Origin of the sequence: Cyanobium sp. WKJ7-Wakatipu (assembly GCF_024345355.1) — a bacterium.
GTDB lineage: Bacteria > Cyanobacteriota > Cyanobacteriia > PCC-6307 > Cyanobiaceae > Cyanobium_A > Cyanobium_A usitatum.
Map to the genome: position 1 here is coordinate 48,506 of NZ_JAGQAY010000006.1, position 20,949 is coordinate 69,454.

General features: G+C 64.2%; 25 protein-coding genes. 14 read left to right on the top strand and 11 right to left on the bottom strand.

Annotation, left to right across the window (positions count from 1 at the left end; all coding sequences use genetic code 11):
- Positions 1-21: 21 nt before the first annotated feature.
- Together psbC and psbD are read right to left on the bottom strand one after the other, a co-directional pair.
- Positions 22-1,407 carry a photosystem II reaction center protein CP43 gene (psbC, locus tag KBY83_RS05630; protein ID WP_106502199.1) on the bottom strand — a complete coding sequence of 462 codons (1,386 nt, stop codon included), beginning with the start codon at positions 1,405-1,407 and terminating at the stop codon, positions 22-24.
- The gene (gene psbD / locus KBY83_RS05635) at positions 1,391-2,449 is read right to left on the bottom strand and encodes a photosystem II D2 protein (photosystem q(a) protein) (RefSeq protein WP_254959685.1); all 1,059 of its coding nucleotides are present in this window, start codon (positions 2,447-2,449) and stop codon (positions 1,391-1,393) included. The genes psbC and psbD overlap by 17 nt, the downstream gene beginning before the upstream one ends.
- 229 nt (positions 2,450-2,678) lie before the next feature.
- On the opposite strand from psbD, the gene KBY83_RS05640 reads away from it, so the two are divergent.
- Together KBY83_RS05640 and KBY83_RS05645 are read left to right on the top strand one after the other, a co-directional pair.
- The gene (locus tag KBY83_RS05640) at positions 2,679-3,230 is read left to right on the top strand and encodes a photosystem I assembly protein Ycf4 (RefSeq protein WP_106633138.1); all 552 of its coding nucleotides are present in this window, start codon (positions 2,679-2,681) and stop codon (positions 3,228-3,230) included.
- A 44-nt stretch (positions 3,231-3,274) separates the two neighbouring features.
- Entirely contained in the window at positions 3,275-3,988 is a 714-nt protein-coding gene (locus KBY83_RS05645; protein ID WP_255018730.1) for a peptidylprolyl isomerase, read from the top strand.
- Here KBY83_RS05645 and ilvN read toward each other — a convergent pair.
- Together ilvN and KBY83_RS05655 are read right to left on the bottom strand one after the other, a co-directional pair.
- Complete coding sequence (ilvN, locus tag KBY83_RS05650; protein WP_106633134.1) at positions 3,985-4,515, bottom strand: acetolactate synthase small subunit; 531 nt, start codon at positions 4,513-4,515, stop codon at positions 3,985-3,987. The two genes, KBY83_RS05645 and ilvN, sit on opposite strands and share 4 nt — an antisense overlap.
- 36 nt (positions 4,516-4,551) lie before the next feature.
- Positions 4,552-5,526: an alpha/beta fold hydrolase gene (locus tag KBY83_RS05655; RefSeq protein ID WP_255018670.1), complete on the bottom strand. Its 975-nt coding sequence runs from the start codon at positions 5,524-5,526 to the stop codon at positions 4,552-4,554.
- A 58-nt stretch (positions 5,527-5,584) separates the two neighbouring features.
- On the opposite strand from KBY83_RS05655, the gene KBY83_RS05660 reads away from it, so the two are divergent.
- From KBY83_RS05660 to KBY83_RS05675, 4 genes are all read left to right on the top strand, one after another.
- Positions 5,585-6,691: a N2,N2-dimethylguanosine tRNA methyltransferase gene (locus KBY83_RS05660; RefSeq protein ID WP_255018671.1), complete on the top strand. Its 1,107-nt coding sequence runs from the start codon at positions 5,585-5,587 to the stop codon at positions 6,689-6,691.
- A 23-nt stretch (positions 6,692-6,714) separates the two neighbouring features.
- Positions 6,715-6,816, top strand: coding sequence for a cytochrome b6-f complex subunit PetM (gene petM / locus KBY83_RS05665; RefSeq protein ID WP_106633132.1), 102 nt, complete (start codon positions 6,715-6,717; stop codon positions 6,814-6,816).
- Positions 6,817-6,897: 81 nt separating this feature from the next.
- Positions 6,898-7,860, top strand: a complete 963-nt coding sequence (locus KBY83_RS05670) for an NAD(P)H-binding protein (protein ID WP_255018672.1) — start codon at positions 6,898-6,900, stop codon at positions 7,858-7,860.
- A 66-nt stretch (positions 7,861-7,926) separates the two neighbouring features.
- Positions 7,927-8,142 (top strand): hypothetical protein, encoded by a 216-nt coding sequence (locus KBY83_RS05675; protein WP_254936629.1) that lies wholly within the window; start codon positions 7,927-7,929, stop codon positions 8,140-8,142.
- A 6-nt stretch (positions 8,143-8,148) separates the two neighbouring features.
- Here KBY83_RS05675 and KBY83_RS05680 read toward each other — a convergent pair whose 3' ends face one another.
- Entirely contained in the window at positions 8,149-8,847 is a 699-nt protein-coding gene (locus KBY83_RS05680; protein WP_255018731.1) for a pseudouridine synthase, read from the bottom strand.
- A gap of 197 nt (positions 8,848-9,044) precedes the next feature.
- Between KBY83_RS05680 and infA the strand changes: the two genes are divergently transcribed.
- Positions 9,045-9,311 (top strand): translation initiation factor IF-1, encoded by a 267-nt coding sequence (gene infA, locus KBY83_RS05685; protein ID WP_094560946.1) that lies wholly within the window; start codon positions 9,045-9,047, stop codon positions 9,309-9,311.
- 9 nt (positions 9,312-9,320) lie between these two features.
- Here the strand turns inward: infA and trxB are convergent, their stop codons facing one another.
- The 3 genes from trxB to KBY83_RS05700 form a co-directional block, all read right to left on the bottom strand.
- On the bottom strand, positions 9,321-10,700 hold the full coding sequence (gene trxB, locus KBY83_RS05690; protein WP_255018673.1) for a thioredoxin-disulfide reductase: 1,380 nt from the start codon (positions 10,698-10,700) through the stop codon (positions 9,321-9,323).
- Positions 10,701-10,844: 144 nt separating this feature from the next.
- Positions 10,845-11,069, bottom strand: a complete 225-nt coding sequence (locus tag KBY83_RS05695) for a hypothetical protein (RefSeq protein ID WP_254936627.1) — start codon at positions 11,067-11,069, stop codon at positions 10,845-10,847.
- A 125-nt stretch (positions 11,070-11,194) separates the two neighbouring features.
- Positions 11,195-12,652, bottom strand: a complete 1,458-nt coding sequence (locus KBY83_RS05700; protein ID WP_255018674.1) for a DEAD/DEAH box helicase — start codon at positions 12,650-12,652, stop codon at positions 11,195-11,197.
- A 127-nt stretch (positions 12,653-12,779) separates the two neighbouring features.
- On the opposite strand from KBY83_RS05700, the gene KBY83_RS05705 reads away from it, so the two are divergent.
- The 5 genes from KBY83_RS05705 (at position 12,780) to KBY83_RS05725 (ending at position 16,926) form a co-directional block, all read left to right on the top strand.
- Positions 12,780-12,968 carry a hypothetical protein gene (locus KBY83_RS05705; protein WP_255018675.1) on the top strand — a complete coding sequence of 63 codons (189 nt, stop codon included), beginning with the start codon at positions 12,780-12,782 and terminating at the stop codon, positions 12,966-12,968.
- Positions 12,969-13,071: 103 nt separating this feature from the next.
- Positions 13,072-14,205, top strand: coding sequence for an NAD(P) transhydrogenase subunit alpha (locus KBY83_RS05710; protein ID WP_241518373.1), 1,134 nt, complete (start codon positions 13,072-13,074; stop codon positions 14,203-14,205).
- Positions 14,205-14,510: an NAD(P) transhydrogenase subunit alpha gene (locus tag KBY83_RS05715; protein ID WP_106633123.1), complete on the top strand. Its 306-nt coding sequence runs from the start codon at positions 14,205-14,207 to the stop codon at positions 14,508-14,510. The genes KBY83_RS05710 and KBY83_RS05715 overlap by 1 nt, the downstream gene beginning before the upstream one ends.
- Positions 14,510-15,937, top strand: a complete 1,428-nt coding sequence (locus KBY83_RS05720; protein ID WP_254959678.1) for an NAD(P)(+) transhydrogenase (Re/Si-specific) subunit beta — start codon at positions 14,510-14,512, stop codon at positions 15,935-15,937. Before KBY83_RS05715 ends, KBY83_RS05720 begins: the two co-directional genes overlap by 1 nt.
- Positions 15,934-16,926, top strand: coding sequence for an alpha/beta fold hydrolase (locus KBY83_RS05725; protein ID WP_255018732.1), 993 nt, complete (start codon positions 15,934-15,936; stop codon positions 16,924-16,926). Before KBY83_RS05720 ends, KBY83_RS05725 begins: the two co-directional genes overlap by 4 nt.
- On the opposite strand, the gene KBY83_RS05730 is transcribed toward KBY83_RS05725, so the two are convergent.
- Entirely contained in the window at positions 16,910-17,248 is a 339-nt protein-coding gene (locus tag KBY83_RS05730; RefSeq protein ID WP_255018676.1) for a ferredoxin, read from the bottom strand. The genes KBY83_RS05725 and KBY83_RS05730 overlap by 17 nt on opposite strands.
- On the bottom strand, positions 17,245-18,495 hold the full coding sequence (locus KBY83_RS05735; protein WP_255018677.1) for a 1-deoxy-D-xylulose-5-phosphate reductoisomerase: 1,251 nt from the start codon (positions 18,493-18,495) through the stop codon (positions 17,245-17,247). Before KBY83_RS05735 ends, KBY83_RS05730 begins: the two co-directional genes overlap by 4 nt.
- Before the next feature lie 44 nt (positions 18,496-18,539).
- Here KBY83_RS05735 and KBY83_RS05740 point away from each other — a divergent pair, with 44 nt between their 5' ends.
- On the top strand, positions 18,540-19,220 hold the full coding sequence (locus KBY83_RS05740; protein WP_255018678.1) for an RluA family pseudouridine synthase: 681 nt from the start codon (positions 18,540-18,542) through the stop codon (positions 19,218-19,220).
- A 19-nt stretch (positions 19,221-19,239) separates the two neighbouring features.
- Positions 19,240-19,464 (top strand): hypothetical protein, encoded by a 225-nt coding sequence (locus tag KBY83_RS05745; protein ID WP_106633117.1) that lies wholly within the window; start codon positions 19,240-19,242, stop codon positions 19,462-19,464.
- Between the two features lie 29 nt (positions 19,465-19,493).
- On the opposite strand, the gene cysS is transcribed toward KBY83_RS05745, so the two are convergent.
- Complete coding sequence (gene cysS / locus KBY83_RS05750; RefSeq protein WP_255018679.1) at positions 19,494-20,939, bottom strand: cysteine--tRNA ligase; 1,446 nt, start codon at positions 20,937-20,939, stop codon at positions 19,494-19,496.
- Positions 20,940-20,949 lie beyond the last annotated feature (10 nt).

Sequence of the window (20,949 nt, forward strand, 5' to 3'; positions counted from 1 at the left end):
CCAGCAACGATCACTGTGTGATCAATCCAGATCCGGCATAGCCAAGGTGGGCTCTGCCTTGCGATCAATGCCCTTCTCGAAACCAGCAGCAGCAGCGCGAGCGCGACCTGCATGCCACAGGTGGCCGACCAGGAAGAAGAAGGCCAGCACGAACTGCGTGGACGCCAGCCACTGGCGGATGTTCACGAAGTTCACCGAGTTGGGCTCGGTGATGATGCCGCCAACGGAGTTCAGGGAGGCGTTCGGAGCGTGGGTCATGTATTCAGCCGCGCGGCGCACTTGCCAGGGCTGAATATCGTTCTGGAGTTTGTCCAGGCTCAGGCCGTTGGGGCCGCGCAGGGGCTCCAGCCAGGGACCGCGGAAGTCCCAGAAACGCATGGTTTCACCACCGAAGATGATCTCGCCTGTGGGTGAGCGCATCAGGTACTTACCCAGACCGGTGGGGCCCATGGCCGAACCGATGTTGGCGCCGAGGCGCTGGTCACGCACTAGGAAGGTGAAGCTTTGGGCCTGGGAGGATTCGGCGTTTGTAGGGCCGTAAAACTCGGAGGGATAGGCGGTGTTGTTGAACCAGATATAAGCCGAGGCGATGAAGCTCATAAAGCTCAGCGCGCCGAGGCTATAGCTCAAGTAGGCCTCACCATTCCAGATGAAGGCGCGACGCACCCAGCCGAACGGCTTGGTGATTGCGTGCCAGATGCCTCCGAAGATGCAGATCAGGCCGATCCAGATGTGACCGCCGATGATGTCTTCCATCGAGTTGACCCCGATGATCCAGCCCTCGCCACCAAAGGGTGCGCGGGTGAGATAACCGAAGATCACGCCGGGGCTGAGGGTTGGGTTGGTGATGATGCGTACATCGCCACCGCCCGGTGCCCAAGTGTCATAAACACCGCCGAAGAACATGGCCTTGAAGACGAGCAGCAAGGCGCCGACGCCGAGAAGAATCAGGTGATAACCAATGATGTTGGTCATTTGATTCTTGTCGCGCCAATCCTGGGAGAAGAACGTGGAGTAGTTCTCCAGCACTTCAGGACCACGCAGGGCGTGATACAGACCACCAAGGCCGAGCACGGCCGAGCTGATCAGGTGCAGCACACCAACGACAAAGAACGGATAGAGATCGGTGACCTCACCACCAGGACCAACGCCGTAACCCAGGGTGGCTACGTGGGGGAACAGGATTAGCCCCTGCTCGTACATGGGCTTATCGAAGGTGAAGTGGCTCACCTCGAAAAGCATCATGGCCCCAGCCCAGAAGACCATCAGGCCAGCGTGGGCGACGTGGGCGCCGAGAAGGCGACCGGAGAGGTTGATCAGGCGGGCATTGCCCGCCCACCAGGCATAGCCGGTGGAGTCGAGGTCTTTGCCCCCGACCACCAGATTGGAATTAAAGGGCGTTTCCACGGGGCAGAACCTCTTCAGGGAAGACGAAGTTTTCATGCGGCTGGTCAGCCGGTGCCATCCAGGCACGCAGACCTTCATTCAGCAAGATGTTCTTGGTGTAGAAGGTTTCAAATTCGGGGTCCTCAGCTGCGCGAATCTCCTGTGACACGAAGTCATAGGCGCGCAGGTTGAGGGCCAGGCCGATGATGCCGATGCTGCTGGTCCAAAGACCCATCACCGGCACAAACAGCATGAAGAAGTGCAGCCAGCGCTTGTTGGAGAAGGCGATCCCGAAGATCTGGCTCCAGAAGCGGTTGGCGGTGACCATTGAATAGGTCTCTTCTTCCTGGGTTGGCTCGAACGCCTTGAAGGTGTTCGACTGGTCGGAGTCCTCAAACAGGGTGTTCTCAACCGTGGCGCCGTGGATGGCGCACAGCAGGGCACCGCCGAGGATGCCGGCCACTCCCATCATGTGGAAGGGGTTGAGCGTCCAGTTGTGGAAGCCCTGCAGGAAGAGCAGGAAGCGGAAGATTGCAGCCACTCCAAAGGAGGGAGCAAAGAACCAGCTGCTCTGGCCCAGCGGATACATCAGGAAGACACTGACGAAAACCGCAATCGGGCCGGAGAAGGCGATGGCGTTGTAAGGACGGATGCCAACCAAGCGGGCAATCTCGAACTGACGCAGCATGAAGCCGATCAGGGCGAAGGCGCCGTGCAGGGCAACGAAGGGCCAGAGGCCACCGAGCTGACACCAGCGCACGAAGTCGCCTTGGGCTTCTGGGCCCCAGAGCAACAGCAAGCTGTGACCCATGGCATCAGCAGGGGTGCTGACGGCGGCGGTGAGGAAGTTGCAGCCCTCTAGATAGGAGCTGGCAATTCCGTGGGTGTACCAGGAAGTGACAAAGGTGGTGCCGGTGAGCCAGCCACCCAGGGCCAGATAGGCCGTGGGGAACAGGAGCAGACCAGACCACCCCACAAATACGAAGCGGTCGCGCTTGAGCCAGTCATCGAGGACGTCGAACCATCCCCGTGCTGCTGGCGCGCGCCCTACAGCGATCGTCATGATGATGAAACGGTGCGGGAAACCCGCGGAGGCTGTGGGATTACCGGGCGATCGTAACAACGCTGAAGCGGATCGCGAGACCGGTTGAAACGGGCTGACATGGCTTCCTCTCGCTGGGCTTTCGCAGCTGATTTCTGACTGTCTTTTGCTTCACTTCTGAGCGCTTGGTCTTGATCAGCCCAGCTCCCCCGACGACCGGTCAGGATGGCGCCATTCCTTGTTCCAGGTCATGGCCTCCCCCCAGGCTCCTGCCCCCTTGCTTGAGCTGCCGGTGCTGGGCTCAAGGCGCCTTTCCAATGTGTTGGTTGCCTTGGTGGTGACCACTGGCGGGATCGGCTTCCTACTCACCAGTGTTTCCAGCTATCTCGGCACCGACCTGCTGCCGATCGGGCACCCCGCCGAGCTGGTTTGGCTGCCCCAGGGGTTGGTCATGGGGCTATACGGGCTGGCCGCCATGGCGCTGTGTGCCTACCTCTGGGTTGTGATCGGCATCGACGTTGGCGCGGGTAGCAACCGCTTTGATCGGGATGCTGGTGTGGCAACTATTAGTCGCCGCGGCTTTCGCCAAGAGATCACGGTGGATATCCCCTTGCGGGAGATTCAGGCTGTGAAGGTAGAGGTGCGTGATGGCCTTAATCCTCGGCGTCGCCTGGCCCTCAAGGTGCAGGGCAGGCGGGATATGCCCTTGACCAGGGTTGGCGAGCCCATGCCCCTGGCCGATCTGGAGTTGTCTGGCGCCCAACTTGCCCGCTTTTTGGGCGTGCCCCTGGAGGGGGTTTGATGACTACCAATCCGATGAAAACCAATCTGAAGACTGGCAATTTGATGACTGGCAACTGGTGGAGTCGCTTGCTCCTGGGCGGTTTGTTGTTGCTAGCGCCCCTGTCTCTGGTCGCCTGTGCGGCTGATGGTGGCAGCAGCCCTGTGGGTTGCAGCACCGCCAGCACCCCCTGCCTCAGCGGTACGGCCACAGTCGCACTGCAGACCAGCAAGGGTGAGGTGCAGCTGCAGCTAGATGGTGCTGCTGCGCCGCTGACGGCGGGCAATTTCGTTGATCTGGTTCAGCGTGGCGTCTACAACGGCACCGCTTTTCATCGAGTTGTGCGCGAGCCTGTTCCTTTTGTGGTGGAGGGCGGCGACCCCACCAGCGCTGATCCAAAGGTGCCAGCCAGCCAGCACGGCCTGGGCAGTTTTGTGGATCCAGCCACGGGAATGTCCCGTCTGATTCCCCTGGAGATCAAGCGCAGCGACGAAGCAGAGCCGCGCTATGGCGAGCCTGTGACTGCCCCAGGAGCTACCCGCCAACTGGCTTTGGCCCATCAACGCGGAGCTGTTGCCATGGCCCGTTCCGCCGATCCCAACTCCGCCAGCGCCCAGTTCTACGTAGCCCTGCAGGCCTTGCCTGAATTGGATGGCCGCTACGCCGTCTTCGGCAGGGTGAGTAAGGGCATGGAGGTGGTCGACCAGATCCGCCAGGGCGACAAGATCGTCAAGGCCACGCTGGTGTCGGGCGGGAAGTTGGTGAAGGGAAATCCCTAGGCGGGTACCCGCTTGCTGGATGCGGTGACCTTCAGGAAAGCCGTGTTGACGCCCGAAGCCCGCTCCAATGCCACCTTGCCGGTGCGGGCGATTTCAAGGATGCCGTAGCTCTCCATCACTTGTTCGAGTGCGACGAGCTTGCCCGGATCGCCCACCACCTCAAGCGTCAAGGCGTCATCGGCCACGTCGACCACATTGGCGCGGAACACCTGCACCAGATCCAGGATGGCGCTGCGGGTTTCGGCAGGAGCCGACACCTTCAGCAGCATCAGTTCCCGCTCCACGGCAGGTATGTGGGATAGATCAATTACCCCCAGCACGTTGACCAGCTTGTCGAGCTGCTTTGTCATCTGCTCGAGGGTGTGATCGTCGCCTGCGACCACCATGGTGAGCCTGGAAATGCCAGCTTTTTCAGCGGGACCCACCGCCAGGCTTTCAATGTTGAAGCCGCGGCGGGCGAATAGGCCGGAGATGCGGCTGAGGGCACCGGATTCGTCTTCCACCAACACCGAAAGGGTGTGTTTCATCTCCTGAGGGACCCGTTGCGCTGGCTGCATTCCAAGTTACCGCCCAGGCCCAGAAAGGGTCTCGGCGGCTGGCAATTGGTCAAGCCATTGAAGTAAGGCGGCATTAAAGGCATCGGCATGTTCGTCATGGGGACAGTGGCCACTGCCAGGCAGCACCGTTAGGGGGAGCTCGGGCCGCAGTCGCCGCACCTGCTGGGCCACCTGAACGGGCACCAGTCGGTCGCGCTGCCCCCAGATCAACAGCAGGGGACGCCCCAGCCTTCGCAGCAGGGCTGGGGCGGTGGCCCCGTGGGGACGCAGGGCCATGGCCATGCTCATCGCCCGCAGGGCCCGCACCGCTCCAGGCCGCCGGGCTGGCCGGGCAATCAGCCGGTGCAGGTCCCTGTCGCCGATCACCGCTTCGCTGTAGGCCGACTGAATGCCTAAATCCAGCAGGGGCGAGTGGGCAATCAGGGGCACCAGTAGCTCCAGGGGTAGCAGCCGGCAGAGCAGGGTCACGAGCCAGCGCTGCAGCCGGCGTTGCCAGGGCCGCCGGCGGGGTGGGCTGCTGCTGCCGGCCAGCAGCAAGGTTGGGTCGGGTAGGGGGGCTGCCACGACTGCTCGCACCAGCTGGGGAAAAAACACGGCGCAGCTGAGAGCCACTAGGCCGCCGAGGGAATGGCCCACCAGCACGGCTGGCCCCTGCACCACCTGCTCGAGAAAGGCCTGCAGCTGCCTGGCCCAGAGGCGGTTGTCCAGTCGCAGGGACGGTTGGCTTGAGGCGCCGAAGCCGATTAGATCAATGCCGTAGACCCGCCAGCCGGCTGCAGCCAGCACCGCAGCGTTGCGGCGCCAGTGGCCGCTGCCGGCGGCGAAGCCATGCACAAGCACCAGGGCCGGGTCATTTTCTTCCCCCAGCACCCGCCAGTGGCAGCGCTCACCTCGCCAGAGCCAATCGGCGTGTGTGCCCCACTCCGCCCCTGAGCTGCCGTCCGCCGCGGGTGGAGGTGCAGGCTGGACTGTTGCAGCCACGGTTGATCTCCTGAGCCAGCACACCGACGCTTACTATTGCGAAGGATGGGCTCGCCTGTTGCCCGGCGCCGGTTTTTTTAGGCCGGAGTCGCGTCCTTCTCGGGATCTGGGGGTGCTGCTCGCCCGCACGCTGGCGGCCCGTGGGCCCTTGCGGGTGCTCGATGCCATGGCCGGCTGCGGCATCCGGGCCTTGCGCTACGGCCTGGAGGGTGGAGCCGCGGCGGTGTGGGCTAACGATGCTGATCCGGATCGGCTGCCTTTGCTGCGTCAAAACCTGGCATCCCTGGCAGGTTTGCGTTGCAGCGCCCTTACTGCCCAGCACCTGCTGGCGGATTGCCTGCAGCGCCAGGAGCGTTTCGAGCTCCTAGACCTGGATGGCTTTGGCTGCCCCACGGCCCTGCTGCCCCTAGCTCTGGAGGCGGTGTCCTTCGGCGGTGTGCTTTACCTAGCCAGCACCGATGGCCGCTCCCCCACCGGCCACGACCGCCCGGCTGCGATCCGGCTGCTGGGGGCGGCGGCCCGGGCCCATCCCGCCAGCTGGGAGCTGGCCCTGCGCCTGCAACTTGGCAGCGTGGCTCGAGCGGCCTGGGCCTTGGGCCGGGGCATCGAGCCCCTATTTAGCTTCAGTGAAGGGCGCACCTTTCGCAGCGCGGTGCGCCTGCGCCGCCGCAGCGAGCCAGGGGAGGAGCATCACCTCGGCATGCTGGCCCACTGCCATGGCTGCGGCGATCAGCAGGTGCAGCCGTTGATTCGCTTACGTCAGTGGCTGCCCTGCCATTGCCCTGCCGGCGAGATTGCGCCGCTGGCGATCAGCGGTCCTCTGTGGATCGGCCCGTTGCAGGAGCCTGAGCTGCTGGCTGAAATGCAGGCGTTCGCTGAGGTTGATCAAGGGGCAAACCTCAGTACGGAGGGGGCTCGCCTGCTTGCCCGCCTGCTTGCGGATAGGGGACTGCCGGCCCGCTGCTGGCCGATGGCCGAGATCGCGCGCCGCCTTAAGGGAGGGGCGCCACCGCTGCTCAGCCTGGTGGCGGCCCTGCGGGAGGGGGGCTGGTCGGCCCAGGTCAGTGGGGTGATGCCGGGTCAGCTGCGCAGCGATGCAACCTGGGGCGAGATCCTGCAGACCGCCGCTCAGTTGGTTGGAATGGCCACTGGCACTGCTAAATAGGATGGACTTCCACTCATTTCGCCATGGCTGCTGAAATTTTCGGTACCGCAGCTTTGTTTTGGATACTGATTCCCGTTGGTCTTGCCGGCGGAGCCCTGCTTTTGAAGCTGGCCGACAACGACTGAGCCCCAAAGGCCAGTTAGATCCGCCCTGCTCCCGGCTCGACCCGTCGGACACCTAGGCTCGGGCCCGCTTGAAGGTTGCTAATGCAGGTTTTGGTGGTTGGCGGAACGGGCACCCTGGGCCGGCAAATTGCCCGCCGTGCCCTCGATGCAGGCCATCAGGTTCGCTGCATGGTGCGCTCCCCCCGTAAAGCCGCTTTCCTGCAGGAATGGGGCTGCGAGCTCACCCGCGGCGACCTGCTCGAGCCTGAAAGCCTCGCCTATGCCCTGGAAGGTCAGGACGCAGTTATAGATGCGGCTACTGCCCGCGCCACGGACTCCGCCAGCTCCTATGACATCGACTGGAAAGGCAACCAGAATTTATTTGCCGCCTGCCAGGCCGCCTCGGTGAAGCGTCTGGTGTTTGTGTCCTTGCTAGATGCGCATAAGCACCGCGAAGTGCCCTTGATGGACATCAAGGCCTGCGCCGAAGACTGGCTGATGGCCTCGGATTTTGATTACACAATCCTGCGCGGCGTTGCCTTCATGCAGGGAGTGATCAGTCAGTTTGCGATTCCTGTGCTGGAAAGTCAGACGGTTTGGGTGAGTGGCTCGCCCACCCCAATCGCTTATATGAACACCCAGGACATGGCCCGCTTTGCTGTAGCGGCTCTGGAGCGTGAGGAAACCGTGCGCCAAGCGTTTCCGGTGGTGGGTCCCCGGGCCTGGACCACTAGCGAAATCACCCAGTTGTGTGAGCGGTTCACGGGTAAGGAGGCCCGCACTTTCCGAGTGCCGCCTGCCTTGCTGGGGTTGATGCGGTCTGTGACCGGCTTCTTTGAGGCCAGCCTCAATGTGGCCGAGCGGCTGACTTTTGAGGCAGTCACCGGTGGGGGCACAGCTCTAGATGCTCCAATGGAGGCCAGCTACGCGGCCTTTGGGCTCGATTCGGCTGAAACCACCGGCTTGGAGGGCTACCTCAAGGAGTACTACGACACGATCCTGCGCCGCTTGCGTGAGATGGAGACTGATCTCGATAAGGAAGCCAAGAAGAAGCTGCCCTTCTAGGCCTTGGCGCCTACGACCGCGGCCACAAGTTCGCCTGTACTATTATTTGGTTGCTTGGGAGAGTGAATGTCGGTTGCCCAGATCAAAAACTTGCAGCGCCGCTTGGCCAACCTTGAGGCGGAGGCCACCGAAGAGCTCAATCGGGCCTGTGGCCACGAGCTATGGCAAACCCTGGGCTTCGATGCCTTCGATGGCCTTGATGATGCTGACCGGCGGGCCCGTGCCAACTACTACTACGGCCAGTTGCAGAGCGTGCGGGAGCTCAAGGACGTGCTCGGCTAAGCCGCCCTATCCGCCCCCAGCGCCCCGCCCTGATTTCCCTCCCCCGGCGCGGCCACCCCGACCAGGTGAGACCCGACCAGGCGAGATTTTTCCCATGGCCCGCGACGGCTTAAGCAGCCGCTCCAGGCGCTGACTTTCGGCTTCGTCCACCTCGCGCCATTGCCCCGGTGCCAGGCCATTGAGCTCGAGCGGGGCGGCGCCGTCCATCAGGTCGATGGCGACCCGCAGCAACCTCAGGGTGGGCAGATTTACGGCGGCCGTCATGCGACGCACCTGACGGTTGCGGCCTTCTTGCAGCTCCAGTTGCAGCCAGCTGGTGGGAATCGCGGCCCGCTGACGGATCGGTGGGGTGCGCTCGGGCAGGGATGGATCGCTGATCGCCTGGGCTCGAGCCGGCAGGGTGCGTTGCCCCTGAATCAAAAGGCCGCTGCGCAGCTGCTCCAAAGCCTCAGGGTGGGCAGCTGCCTCTCCTTCAACCTGCACCCAGTAGCGGCGCCAGTGGCCAAAGCGGGGGTCGGTGAGGCGCTGCTGCAGGCGGCCATTGCTTGTGAGTAACAGCAATCCCTCGCTATCGGCATCGAGCCTGCCGGCGGCGTAAACCTGCGGAATCGGGATGAACTCCGCCAAACAACCCCAGTCGCAGCCGGCTTCTGGCGTGAACTGGCTTAAAACCCCGTAGGGCTTATGGAAAAGAAGGGTGGTCAGTGGCCTTGGTTCAGCTGGCTTGACGGGCTTTCCAGAGGTTCACCACACCTATGGAGATCAGCAGCAGCCCCAGATCCAACGAAAGCGGCGGCAAAACCATGGTGAAGCCAAAACGGCATGAGAGAGCCAGACCCTATCGCCTGTCGAGCGGCAATTAAGCTATTTGGAACGATTGAACCTCCAGACAGCGCCCACGCATGATCGAGACCTCCGGTGTGATTGAAAAAGAACAGGGAAACGGGTTTTACCTGGTGACCCTGGAACAGCCGGCTGGTCACCAATGTCTCTGCCGGGCGGCAGGCAAGCTGACCAAATTCAGGATCAAGCTGCTGGCGGGTGACAAGGTGCTGGTTGAGATCAGCCCCTACGACCTCACCCGCGGCCGCATCACCTACCGGGAGCGCAATGCGGCTGCAGGCCCCCGTCCCGGCGGCAACCGCCCAGGTGGGCCCAGGCGGCGTTGAGCGCACCTTTCAGACCGCAACGGCTAGCAGGGCTTCAATTGCGGCTTTGAATTCGCTGCGCTGCTTGACGCCCTTAAAGGACTGCTTGAGCTCCTTGTTGTGGAACAGCTGCACCGTCGGGGTACCGGTAACACCGGCTTGGCTGGCAATTTCTTGCTCGGCCTCGATGTCGATCTCCACGCCTTGGGCAGCTCCGCCCAGCTCATCGAGCACGCGCTTGAGCTGGGGCTTAAGCACGTGGCAGGGACCGCAGGTCGGTGAGGTGTAAACGACCAGCAGGGGCTTGCTGCTGTCGTGATAAAGCTTGCGCAGGGCAAATCCCCCCTTCTGCCAAAGGGCGTCAGCGTCATAGTTGTCGGCGTCGCTGGTGGCAGTGCGCACCGGTTCGCCGACGGTGGCCGGTTCTATTGGTTCGTGGCTCACCGTGACGGCTAGGTCGTGATGGGTGAGCCAGCGCTCAGCGGCCAGGGCAGCTTGGCAACCACTACCAGCGGCGGTGATGCCCTGACGCCATTCCGCATCGGCCACGTCGCCAGCGGCGTAGACACCGGCAGCGCTGGTTTCGGGGCGGCCAGCCTGGGTGGCCAGGTAACCGTGGCTATCAACCTCCAGTTGGCCCCGCACTAGGCGGGTGTTTGGGGTGTGGCCAATGGCGTAGAAGAGGCCCTTAACCGGCAGCTCCTCGCTGGCGCCGCTGCTGGGATCCCTGAGGGTGATTGCTTCTAGCCAGTCGCCACCGCTGGCATCGGCCACTTGGCGGTTCCAATGCACGGTGATGGCGGGGTTGGCGAGCACCCGATCGGCCATGGCGCCACTGGCCCGCAGCTTTTCGCCGCGCACGATCAGGTGCACCTGGCTGCCGTATTTGGTCAGATAAACAGCCTCCTCACAGGCGGAATCGCCCCCACCCACCACGGCCAGTTCGGCTTGACGGAACTGGGGCGTGGCGCCGTCACAGATCGCACAGGCGCTGATCCCCAGGCTCCAGAAGCGCTCCTCGCTTGGCAGGCCTAGCCGGTTGGCACTGGCGCCGGTGGCCAGGATCACTGCCTGGGTTTCAATGGTTTGGCCTTCGGCAGTGATGCGGTAGGGCCGCTGGGACAGGTCGATCGCCGTGGCATCTGCCTCGATCAGACGGGTGCCCCAGCGGACTGCCTGGGCCTTCATTTTGTCCATCAGCTCCGGCCCCATGATCCCGTCGGGAAAGCCGGGGAAGTTCTCAACGTGGGTGGTGGTCATCAGCTGACCGCCAGGGATGCCACCGTCCTGGAAGCCCGTGATCAGCACGGGGCTGAGATTGGCCCGGGCGGCGTAAATGGCGGCGGTGTAGCCAGCGGGCCCTGAACCCACGATCACCAGGTTTTCGACTGAAAGCCCCGAAACCGTCATTACTTAAGCGGATTGACTATGAGTTGAGCCTAGGAGATCAGCGCGGCAGCTTGGACAAAGGGCCTGGCACCTCGGGCGTAAATGTCTTTAGATTTGCTTTAGATTTGAGATGTAATTCGCTGCGGATTTGCATCTCAAATCGGCTCAGATTTCCAGGATGCCGTCGCTGGCGGGCCGGATGCCCTGCCCAAGGTCGTTTGGCACCATCAACACACTCGCAGCAAGGAGTTCCGGGTGCTCTTCCAGGCAGAGCAGCCATTCTCGGAATTCCTCCGTGACCGCAAAGCTTTCTTCGAAATGTTCGAGGGCGTCGAGGGTGGCTCGGCGGGCCAAAGCCCAGCTGACAGCAACGGTTAGGCGGCGATTCACTGCAGCATCCATGCTCCCCTCTCCCCTTGGGCTTCACCACGCTGACGGGCTACGGGCCCTGGGAAGGTATTGGTTGACACAACGTCGCACATTTGCGCTTAAGCCTTGTATCGCCAAAGCATGTTTCAGGCCGTTCGCTGCAGAAAACTAGGTAGCTCCGGACCCATGCTGATCACAGCACCGATCCTTGCTTCTACCGCCTGCAGGGGTAGGGAACCTCCCTGGTTACCAGCGAGTGAGACAGGCTCTGTAGCCACTTGCTTCGGCTTGATCAGGTAGGGCTCGCTGAGGGACCAGCTGCGGGCGTAGCTCATCAGCAATGGGTCGGCTGGGGCGAACACATAGGACGGTTGCCGCGGCACGGTCTCCATGGCGGCGCGTTGGCCATCCATGCGCACAGCCCTGGTGATGGCTTGTACAAAGCGGCTGCGAGTTACCACCGTGGTGAGGTAGGCAACTACCCGCAGTCTTGGGGCGTCAAAGCCCTCGGCGCACATATCAATGCTCACTAGCCAGTCCGCCTCGCCGGCCTGGAAGGCGGCCAGGCGGGCGCTGGCCTCCGGGTCCTGGGAATGGACCAGGTGTACCCGGTCGCCCTCCTCCTCCAGCAGCCCGGTGATGCGCCTGGCGTGGGCGATGTCGCGGGCGATCACCAGCCCGCCCGCCTCGGGGTGGTCGGCCCGCACTCGCTCCAGCCGTTGACGGGCCTTAAGCAGTAGCCGCAGGGCGATGCTGCTGGCATCTCCGAGTTGAATGGCGCGGCGCAAGTTGCGGGCTCGCCAGCTCTCCCGCGCTTCAGCTGAAAGGGGCGAGGTTTCGGTGTCGGCGGAGGCATGGGGCCTGCCGTGCTCTACCCAGCCGTCCTGGAAGCGAAATTCCAGGGGTCGCACATCGCCGGCCAAGATCAGCTGGCGGGGTTCCACGCTCAAATCGGGGGCGATGCGTTCGATCACCTGATTTCCCTCGCGCACCTTTACCCGTCGGGCGGCGCAAAAGGCCAGGTTGTCGGCGCGGAAAGGGGTGCCGGTGAGGCCGAGTCGCAGCTGGGCTGGAGCGGTGAGCTGGCTGAAGGCGAAACCCCAGGCCGCAGCCTCTGGTTCATCCGGATCCAGGCCCAGGTGGTGCACTTCATCGGCAATGGCAAGCCAGCTTCCCAGAGCTATGCGGCGTAGGGCTGCCTCGAGGGCTAGGCGGTGCCGGGCCGTGCACTGATAGCTGAGCAGCAGGCCATCCCAGTTTGAATTTGCTTCGAGGGCTGATAGCCCCTGCTCCGGGTCCCACTCCAGCAGGCGCAGGTTGAGGCGCTCCGCAGCTCCCAGCCACTGACGGGCGATTGAGCTCCGGTGGCAGAAGATCAAAAAGCGATCGAGCCTCCCCTCCCGCTGCAGGGTGATGAAGCTGAGCAGGGCTCCCAGGGTTTTGCCCGCACCCGGTCCTGCATGGATCAGCACGTCATGGCCGCCAGGCTGGTGGTTGAGCAGGCGGGCCCGCAGCAGCTGGATCAGGCGGCTCTGCCACTGCCTGGGTCGCACGGCGGTTGTTGTGGGCGGCGGGATGCCCAGGTCGAAGGAAGGAAATCCCATCACGCCATTGTGGCCAGAGGTGCCCTGGCGTCAGCAGGCCACCTGCAAATGGGTGATCTGGCCTATGGGCTTATGGCCCAGCGTGCCTAGTTTCAGTTCAACCCCCGGCTCCCATGTTGTTTTCCCTATGGCGAACTCCTGCCCCGATCCGGATGCCTGGGCCTGGGCTCCCGCCTTGCAGCTTTGGCATCTAAACCGCTGCTGGGCTCTTGAATGCGACATCGATCCGATCATCCTGCGGGCGCGCCAGCTGCGTCACCAGGGCGCCCTGCCGCAGGCCAGCTGCGTTGAACAGGAGTTGCTTCCCCTGTTTTGAGCTCCACCTGGCTTGGATGGGCAACTGCGCACATTTGCTGCAGTTGTGTTGCTCAGGCGAGGGGAGACACCCCCTAATAGATCAATGGCCTCCGGGGACCCACTTGGCTGAAGTATTGATCCTGCGGGAACGCAACCCGGGAGAGTGCCGGGTTGCCGCAACTCCCGAAACCGTTCGCCGGCTGCTGGCCCGGGGGCTGACGCTGCAAGTTGAGCAAAGCGCTGGCTTGGCGGCCGGCTATGCCGACCATGAATTTGAAACGGCTGGAGCCCGTCTTGTTGCCCCAGGCCCAGATTTAGGCGCTGGCGTCGATGCGGTGCTTTGCGTCAATCCACCAGCTGCCGAGGTGCTGGATCAGCTGCGGCCCGGCACCCTGCTGGCTGGTCTGCTCTCCCCCTATGGCGCCATCGCCCTAGTGGAACAGCTTCAGTCCCGGAGGGTGTCGGCCTTGGCCTTGGAGCTGCTGCCCCGGATCAGCAGGGCCCAGTCCATGGATGTGCTGTCGTCCCAGGCCAACATCGCCGGTTACAAGGCGGTGCTGCTGGCGTCTGCAGCCCTAGATCGCTACGTGCCGATGTTGATGACAGCGGCGGGCACAATTCAGCCGGCTCGGGCCCTGATCCTGGGCGCAGGGGTGGCGGGGCTGCAGGCTTTGGCAACCGCCCGGCGTCTTGGCGCGGTGGTCTATGTCAGTGATGTGCGGCCCGCGGCTAAGGAGCAGGTTGAGTCTCTGGGTGGCAGGTTTATTTCCCCTCCCGAGCAGGAGGAGCGCCCAGCTGAAGCCGGCGGCTACGCCAAGGCGGCTAGCGAAGCCTTTCTGGCTGCCCAGCGCCAGCAGTTGGCCGATCAGCTGGCCCTGGCCGACATGGTGATCTGCACCGCCCAGGTGCCGGGCCGGCGAGCACCCATGCTGATTTCCGATGAGATGCTGGCGGGTATGCGCCCCGGCTCAGTGGTGGTGGATTTGGCCGTGGCCCAGGGCGGCAACTGCGCCGGCACGGTCTGCGGCCAAACCGTGGAGCGCCACGGCGTGCGCCTGATTGGTGGCGATGGCCTGCCCAGCTCCGTTGCCAACCACGCCAGCGCCCTTTACGCCCGCAACCTGGCGGCCCTGGTGGAGCACGTGCTGGGTGAAGACGGCTTCCAGCTCGACCAGGAAGACCCGATCGTGGCCGGCTGCCTGTTCACTCACGATGGCGCCTGCCGTTTCCCTGACCTCGTTTCCGGAGCTAACTGATGAGTGCCTTGACCCAAGCCCTCTGGGTGCTCTTGCTGGGCAGCCTTTTGGGACTCGAACTGATCGGCAAGGTGCCTCCCACCCTGCACACCCCTCTGATGAGTGGTGCCAATGCGATCAGCGGCATCACCGTGCTGGCTTCGCTCACCCTGATCGCCCAGGCCAATGACCAGCTGCCCCTGCTGGTGCTCGGCTCGCTTTCCCTGGGCTTTGCCCTGTTCAACGTCGTTGGCGGCTTCCTGGTCACCGACCGCATGCTGGCCATGTTTTCGCGCAAATCACCCCGCACCGGAGGGACCCGCTGATGGCTGGACTTGATCTTTTGCCCGCCCTGATCGATCTGGGTGCCGTGCTGTTGCTGGCCCTCGGTATCAAGGGCCTCTCCAAGGTGAGCACCGCTCGCTCCGCCAATGGTTTGGCGGCCCTGGCCATGGGCCTGGCCGTGCTTGGCTTACTGATTCAGCAACCCCTCTCCCCCCAAGCCTGGCTTTGGGTAGCGATCGGCACTGGCCTGGGCGGTGTGCTCGGCCTGATTACGGCCCAGCGGGTGCCGATGACTGCCATGCCCGAAACCGTGGCGCTGTTTAACGGCTGCGGCGGTATGGCGTCGTTGCTGGTGGCTCTTGGGGTGGCGCTGTTTAGCCCGGGGGAGGGCTCCTCCGGCCTGGTGGAGCAGATCTCGATCGTGATTTCGGTGTTCGTTGGTGCGATCACCTTCAGTGGCTCGATCGTGGCGATGGGCAAGTTGCAGGGCTGGATTGATACCCCCAGCTGGACCCAGAGCACCATGCGCCACGCAGTGAATATTTCACTGGCGGTGGCCTGCCTGGCAGGTGCGATTGCCCTCCCTGGCGATATGGCGGGAGCCCCTCTTTGGGTGCTGGTGGTGGCTTCTTCCCTACTGGGTATCGGCGTCACCCTGCCGATCGGCGGTGCCGACATGCCTGTCGTGATCTCGCTGCTCAACTCCTATTCCGGAGTAGCCGCAGCTGCAGCAGGTTTCGTCGTTGGCAGCCAACTCCTAATCGTGGCTGGCGCCATGGTGGGTGCTGCGGGCCTGATCCTCACCCAGGTGATGTGTACCGCCATGAACCGCTCCCTGGTGAGCGTCTTGTTTGGAGGCGCCCTTGGTGGGGCGGCACCGGTGGGCGGTGGCGGCGAAGAGGCCGGCTACACCCGCATCACCAGCTGCAGCGCTGAGGAATGCGCTCTTGCCCTCGAGGCTGCTGAGCGAGTGGTGTTTGTGCCCGGCTATGGCCTGGCGGTGGCCCAAGCCCAGCACGCCCTGCGCGAACTTTCCAAGTTGCTGGAAAACCACGGCGTGGAGGTGACCTATGCGATCCACCCGGTGGCTGGGCGTATGCCTGGTCACATGAATGTGCTGCTGGCAGAGGCCGATGTGCCCTACGAGCAACTGCTGGAGATGGACACGGTCAACCCTGAATTCCCCCGCACCGATGTGGTGATTGTGCTGGGCGCCAACGACGTTGTTAACCCAGACGCCAAGACCGATTCCACCAGCCCTCTGTATGGCATGCCCGTGCTTGAGGTGGACCAAGCCCGCCAGGTGTTTGTTGTTAAGCGCAGTCTTGGAGCTGGCTATGCAGGCATTAAAAACGCCCTCTTTGAGCTGCCCCAGACCGCCATGGTGTTTGGTGATGCCAAGGCCGTGCTCAACGGCCTGCTCACCGAGCTGCGCAGCATGGGGGTTGGTAAGAAGGTGGCCGCCTGAGGCAGCCCTCCCTGACACCCCCTGTTTTTAAGCAACGCTGGCCCTGGATCGGCCCCGATCTCCAGACCCTGCGAGACACCCTCAGCCCGCCAAAGCTGCCCCTAGATCTCGGTGAACCGCTCCCCATTGCGGTGGGCGGTGATGCCTCCCTGCTAGCGCTGGTTGATTCGCCAGTTGCTGGGGCACCTAGGGCACTTGTGCTTTTACTGCACGGTTTGGGTGGATCGAGCGAACGGGAGGGGTTGCGGCGCATGGGCCTCAGCCTTCAAGCCGCCGGCTTCGCGGTGTGGCGCCTGAATTTGCGGGGTGCCGGACCGGGCAGGCCCCTGGCGCCGGGCACCTATGCAGCCCGTTGCGATCGCGACCTGCTGCCCGTACTGAAGTTGGCCCAGCAGCGGGCCGGTGGCCTGCCTCTTTTTGGTGTGGGGATTTCGTTGGGCGGCACGATGCTGCTCAATGCCTGCCTGGCTAGTCCGGGGGTGCTGAGTGGTGTGGTGTGCACCAGCAGCCCGCTTGATCTGGCCCTTTGCTCGCAGCAGATCGAGCTGCCCCGCAACCGGGTGTATCAGCGCTGGCTGCTGCGCCGGCTCTGCGCCCAGACCCTGGCCGATCCATTTGGGGTTAGCGACGCTGAGAGTCAGGCCCTGCAGGGGCCAGAGCGGCCCCGCTCGATTCGCAGCTTCGATGCTGCTATCACTGCCCCTCGCTGGGGCTACGCCTCCGTTGACGATTACTACCGGGAGGCTTCGCCCCTGCCGCGTCTGCTTTCAGCATCGGTCGATTTGCCGCCGAGCCTGCTGCTGCACTCCCTCGACGACCCTTGGGTGCCGGCCAGTGGCGCCCAGTTCTTGGCCCAGCAGCACCTTCCTGGCCTTGATGTGGTGCTCACGGCCCATGGCGGCCATAACGGCTTCCATGGGGTGGGTGATGAGCCACTCAGCTGCTGGGGTGATCAGCTGGTGGCGAGCTGGCTTAGGCGGCAGCTTTGAGGCTCATGCGCTTGATGATCCACTGCTCAATCGGCCTGCCCCCGATCACGTGCTCCCGCAGGATTGGCTCGATCCGCTCCGGGCTGACGCCGCCGTAAACGCTGCCTTCGGGCCAGATCAGCAGGATGGGGCCCTCGGCGCAAATGCGCAGGCAGTCGGCCTTGGTGCGCAGCACGATCCCCTCGGGCCGGGCCGGATCCTCGAGGCCCAGCTCGCGCACCAGGCGCTTGAGGGTCTCCCAGCTGGCGACGCCTACGGCGGGATCGGGGCAGCAGAGCGCCTTGCTTGGAGTGGCGCAGAGCAGCAGGTGGTGCGAGATCACGCCGGCAACGCAGCCGGCGCCTTTGCCTGGAGCCGGGCTGCAGCCTCATGCACGGCCTGACGGGCCCATGCGTCTACGGCCAGTACGTCGTCTAGGGAGGGATTGGCCATGTGATCGACTTGGTGGCGATCACACACCCCGTCGATCAATGTCGGGATATCGAGGAAGTGAACCCTTTCCTCGAGGAAGAGGGCCACGGCCTGTTCGTTGGCGGCGTTCATTACCGCCGGCATCGTGCCGCCGGCGCGGCCGGCCGCGTAGGCCAGCTGCATGCAGGGGTATTTGGCCGGGTCGGGGGCGCGGAAGCTGAGCTGGCCAACCTCGGTGAGATCGAGCCGGCGCCAGGGGGTGCTCAGGCGCTCGGGCCAGCTGAGGCAATAAAGAATGGGCAGCTTCATATCGGGCCAGCCGAGCTGGGCCAGCACCGAGGAATCGGCCAGCTCCACCATCGAATGGATGATCGATTGGGGGTGGATGACGATCTCGATGTGGTCGTAGTCGAGGCCGAACAGGTAGTGGGCCTCGATCACCTCCAGGCCCTTATTCATTAAGGAGGCCGAATCCACGGTGATTTTGCGGCCCATGCTCCAGTTGGGGTGGCTGGTGGCATCGGCCACGGTGGCCTTGTGGAGGTCTGCCGGAGCCCAGTCGCGGAAGGCGCCGCCGGAGGCCGTGAGCTGGATGCGGCGCAGGCCCGGGGTGGGGCTGCCGGTGGAGAGCCGCGCCGTCTCGGCGTAGGGGGTGCCTTGCAGGCACTGGAAGATCGCCGAGTGCTCGGAATCAGCCGGCAGTAGGCGTGAGCCGCTTTTCTCCAGCTCCGGCAGCACCACGGGCCCGGCGGCGATCAGGGTTTCCTTATTGGCCAGTGCCAGATCCTTGCCGGCGCGGATGGCGGCCAGGGTGGGCAGCAGGCCAGCGCAGCCCACGATCCCCGTAACAACCAGGTCGGCCGTGGACCAGGCGGCGGCGGCGCAGAGGCCCTCAGAGCCCCCCAGCAGCTCGGGCATTCGGGCGGGCCTGGCGGCGGGTTCGAGGGCCTGCAGTCGCTCGCCCAGCTCGCTGACGCGCTCGGCATTGGCCAGGGCCACCACTTCGGGCGCATGGCGCTGGATCTGACTCACCAACAGATCCAGGTTGTTGCCGGCCGTGAGGGCCACCACCCGGAAGCGGTCCGGGAATTCCTCGGCCAGTTCAAGGGTTTGGGTGCCGATCGAGCCGGTGGAGCCGAGCACGGAGAGGGCTTTCACGGCGGCAACTCAAGTGGTGGCAAGTCTCCCATTGACCCTGCAGGATGCCCCGAAGTGATCACGGCTGTTGTGTGCTCTATGCCGATCCCTGGCTGCTGGCCCTGCTGAAGCCCTCGGGCCTGCTTAGCCAGCCGGGGCTTGGGCCCGAGCTGGCCGATTCCCTGATCAGTAGGGCCCAGGAGCGGTGGCCGGAGGCAAGGCTGGTGCACCGCCTCGATCGCGATACCTCGGGGCTGATCCTGCTGGCCAGAGACGCCACCACCCATCGGGTCCTAAGTGCCGCTTTCGCCGAGCGGCGCGTGCGCAAGACCTACCTGGCCGTGGTGCAGGGGCTGCCTGCGGATCGGGGCGGGGTAATCAACCAGCCGCTAGCCCGAATCGCTACTCGACCGCCCCGCTATGGGGTGGTGCCGCTAGAGCAGGGGGGCAAGCCGGCCCTCACCCGCTGGCGAGTGCTGCGGCGCTTCGAGGGCGCGAGTTTGCTTTTGCTGCAACCCCGCACCGGCCGCTCTCACCAGTTGCGGGTGCACCTGGCGGACCTTGGCCATCCGGTGCTGGGCGATCCCATCTATGGCGACCCCCTCTACGGCGAACCTGCCGCGGCGCCACGGCTGCAGCTTCATGCCGCTGGTCTGCAGCTGCTGCATCCGGCCACGGGCAAGCCGCTGCATCTGCGCAGCCGTTGCTTTGGCGATGGGCTGGTGGGGGTGGATCTCCTTAACTGATCCCAGTTGAACTTTTCCCATGGCGGCACTGCCCGTGTGGCTGCAGCGCTGGAACTTCATCGACCGGGCCAAGCTCGAGCGCCAGCTCTGGGATGCCTTCGAGCGGCAAGAGGACCTGCAGGCCCTGGTGGATGGCTGTGAGCCGGGCTTTCAAAAAGAGGTGTGGACCACCACCCTGGAGCGGATTCGCAAGATCGAGCGGATGATGCAGGGCCGGCAGGCACCCGAGCCGAGCGAGGACTGAGTAGGGGCTTGCGCTGCAGAGGGAGACACTCAGCCCCGCAGCCATTCAGTGATGCCGCCAGGCCTGTCGATCAGCTCGATGCCCTGGGCCCTCAGGCCATCGCGGATGCTGTCGGCAGCAGGGAAATCCTTGGCGGCCTTAGCGGCCTGACGCTGATCGATTTGGGCCTGGATCTCGGCGTCGCTGGGGCCTGGGCTGGTGCTGCTGGTTATGGCTTCGGTTTCGCTCTCGAGGCCAAGCACTCCGGCCAGTTCCAACAGCAGCTGGCCTTGCTCCACCAGCTCTGGCGCCCGGGCCTCAGCGGCGGCGCTGCTGTCACCGCGCTCCAGCCGATTGGCGAGGGCTCGCAGGGGCTTGGCCAGCTCAAACAGCACCGCCAGGGCGGCGGAGGTGTTGAGGTCGTCGTCCATGGCGGCGGCGAAGCGCGCACGGGCGGCGGCGAGCTCTTGGGTGGCGCCAGGGTCGGCGCTTGAGGTGGAGGCGGCGAGGCCCAGGGCCGAGTTGAGACCCTTCCAGCCGGTGGCGGCGGCCTCAAGGGCGTCGGCGCTGAAGTCGAGCGGCTTGCGGTAGTGGGCCTGGAGGGTGAACAGACGCAATGTCATCGGCGTGATGCCGGAATCGAGCAGGGCGCGGATGGTGGTGAAGTTGCCCAGGGATTTGGACATCTTCTGGCCGCCCACATTGACCATGCCGTTGTGCAGCCAATAGCGGGCCAGCTGGTGGCCGCTGGCTGCCTCCGACTGGGCAATTTCGTTTTCGTGGTGGGGAAAGATCAGGTCGGCGCCACCGAGGTGGATGTCGATCGTGTCGCCGAGCTCCTCGCGCACCATCGCTGAGCACTCGATATGCCAGCCGGGCCGGCCTGGACCCCAGGGCGACTCCCAGCTGGGTTCGCCGGGTTTACTGCCCTTCCAGAGGGCGAAGTCGAAGGGGTGTTGCTTGCGGGCCTCCTCTGCAGTGGCTACCCGGCCGGCGGCGTTGTCCTGCTGCTCAGCCAGGTCGCGGCCGGAGAGCTTGCCGTAGCCGGCATGCTTCATCACGGCGAAATAGACATCACCATCGGCGCTGTAGGCGGCCCCCTTGGCTTCCAGCTCGGTGATCAGGCTGCGAATGGCGTCCAGGCTTTGGGTGGCCCGCGGCATACGGTCGGGCGGCAGGATGTTTAGCCGGGCCATGTCGGTCACGAAGGCCTCGATGTTGCGCTCACTCACCGCCTGCATCGAGCTGCCCTCCTCCGCTGCGCGACCCAGGATCTTGTCGTCGATGTCGGTGTAGTTCTGCACAAACGTCACCCGGTAGCCGCTCCAAGTGAGGTAGCGGCGCAGCACATCCCAGGCGATGTAGCTGCGGGCATGGCCCAGGTGGCAGAGGTCGTAGACCGTCACGCCGCAGCAGTAGATGCTCACCTGGCCCGGCTCGAGCGGCTGGAATTCCTCGATGCGGCGCGTGAGGGTGTTGGTGAGGCGCAGGGTCATTGAGCTGCTG

Bases quoted from the DNA above. Each gene is read 5' to 3' on its own strand.
- psbD (WP_254959685.1), bottom strand. From the start codon at position 2,449: ATGACGATCGCTGTAGGGCGCGCGCCAGCAGCACGGGGATGGTTCGAC.
- KBY83_RS05640 (WP_106633138.1), top strand. From the start codon at position 2,679: ATGGCCTCCCCCCAGGCTCCTGCCCCCTTGCTTGAGCTGCCGGTGCTG.
- KBY83_RS05645 (WP_255018730.1), top strand. From the start codon at position 3,275: ATGACTGGCAACTGGTGGAGTCGCTTGCTCCTGGGCGGTTTGTTGTTG.
- ilvN (WP_106633134.1), bottom strand. From the start codon at position 4,515: ATGAAACACACCCTTTCGGTGTTGGTGGAAGACGAATCCGGTGCCCTC.
- petM (WP_106633132.1), top strand. From the start codon at position 6,715: ATGGCTGCTGAAATTTTCGGTACCGCAGCTTTGTTTTGGATACTGATT.
- KBY83_RS05670 (WP_255018672.1), top strand. From the start codon at position 6,898: ATGCAGGTTTTGGTGGTTGGCGGAACGGGCACCCTGGGCCGGCAAATT.
- KBY83_RS05675 (WP_254936629.1), top strand. From the start codon at position 7,927: ATGTCGGTTGCCCAGATCAAAAACTTGCAGCGCCGCTTGGCCAACCTT.
- infA (WP_094560946.1), top strand. From the start codon at position 9,045: ATGATCGAGACCTCCGGTGTGATTGAAAAAGAACAGGGAAACGGGTTT.
- trxB (WP_255018673.1), bottom strand. From the start codon at position 10,700: ATGACGGTTTCGGGGCTTTCAGTCGAAAACCTGGTGATCGTGGGTTCA.
- KBY83_RS05700 (WP_255018674.1), bottom strand. From the start codon at position 12,652: ATGGGATTTCCTTCCTTCGACCTGGGCATCCCGCCGCCCACAACAACC.
- KBY83_RS05705 (WP_255018675.1), top strand. From the start codon at position 12,780: ATGGCGAACTCCTGCCCCGATCCGGATGCCTGGGCCTGGGCTCCCGCC.
- KBY83_RS05715 (WP_106633123.1), top strand. From the start codon at position 14,205: ATGAGTGCCTTGACCCAAGCCCTCTGGGTGCTCTTGCTGGGCAGCCTT.
- KBY83_RS05720 (WP_254959678.1), top strand. From the start codon at position 14,510: ATGGCTGGACTTGATCTTTTGCCCGCCCTGATCGATCTGGGTGCCGTG.
- KBY83_RS05740 (WP_255018678.1), top strand. From the start codon at position 18,540: ATGCCCCGAAGTGATCACGGCTGTTGTGTGCTCTATGCCGATCCCTGG.
- KBY83_RS05745 (WP_106633117.1), top strand. From the start codon at position 19,240: ATGGCGGCACTGCCCGTGTGGCTGCAGCGCTGGAACTTCATCGACCGG.
- cysS (WP_255018679.1), bottom strand. From the start codon at position 20,939: ATGACCCTGCGCCTCACCAACACCCTCACGCGCCGCATCGAGGAATTC.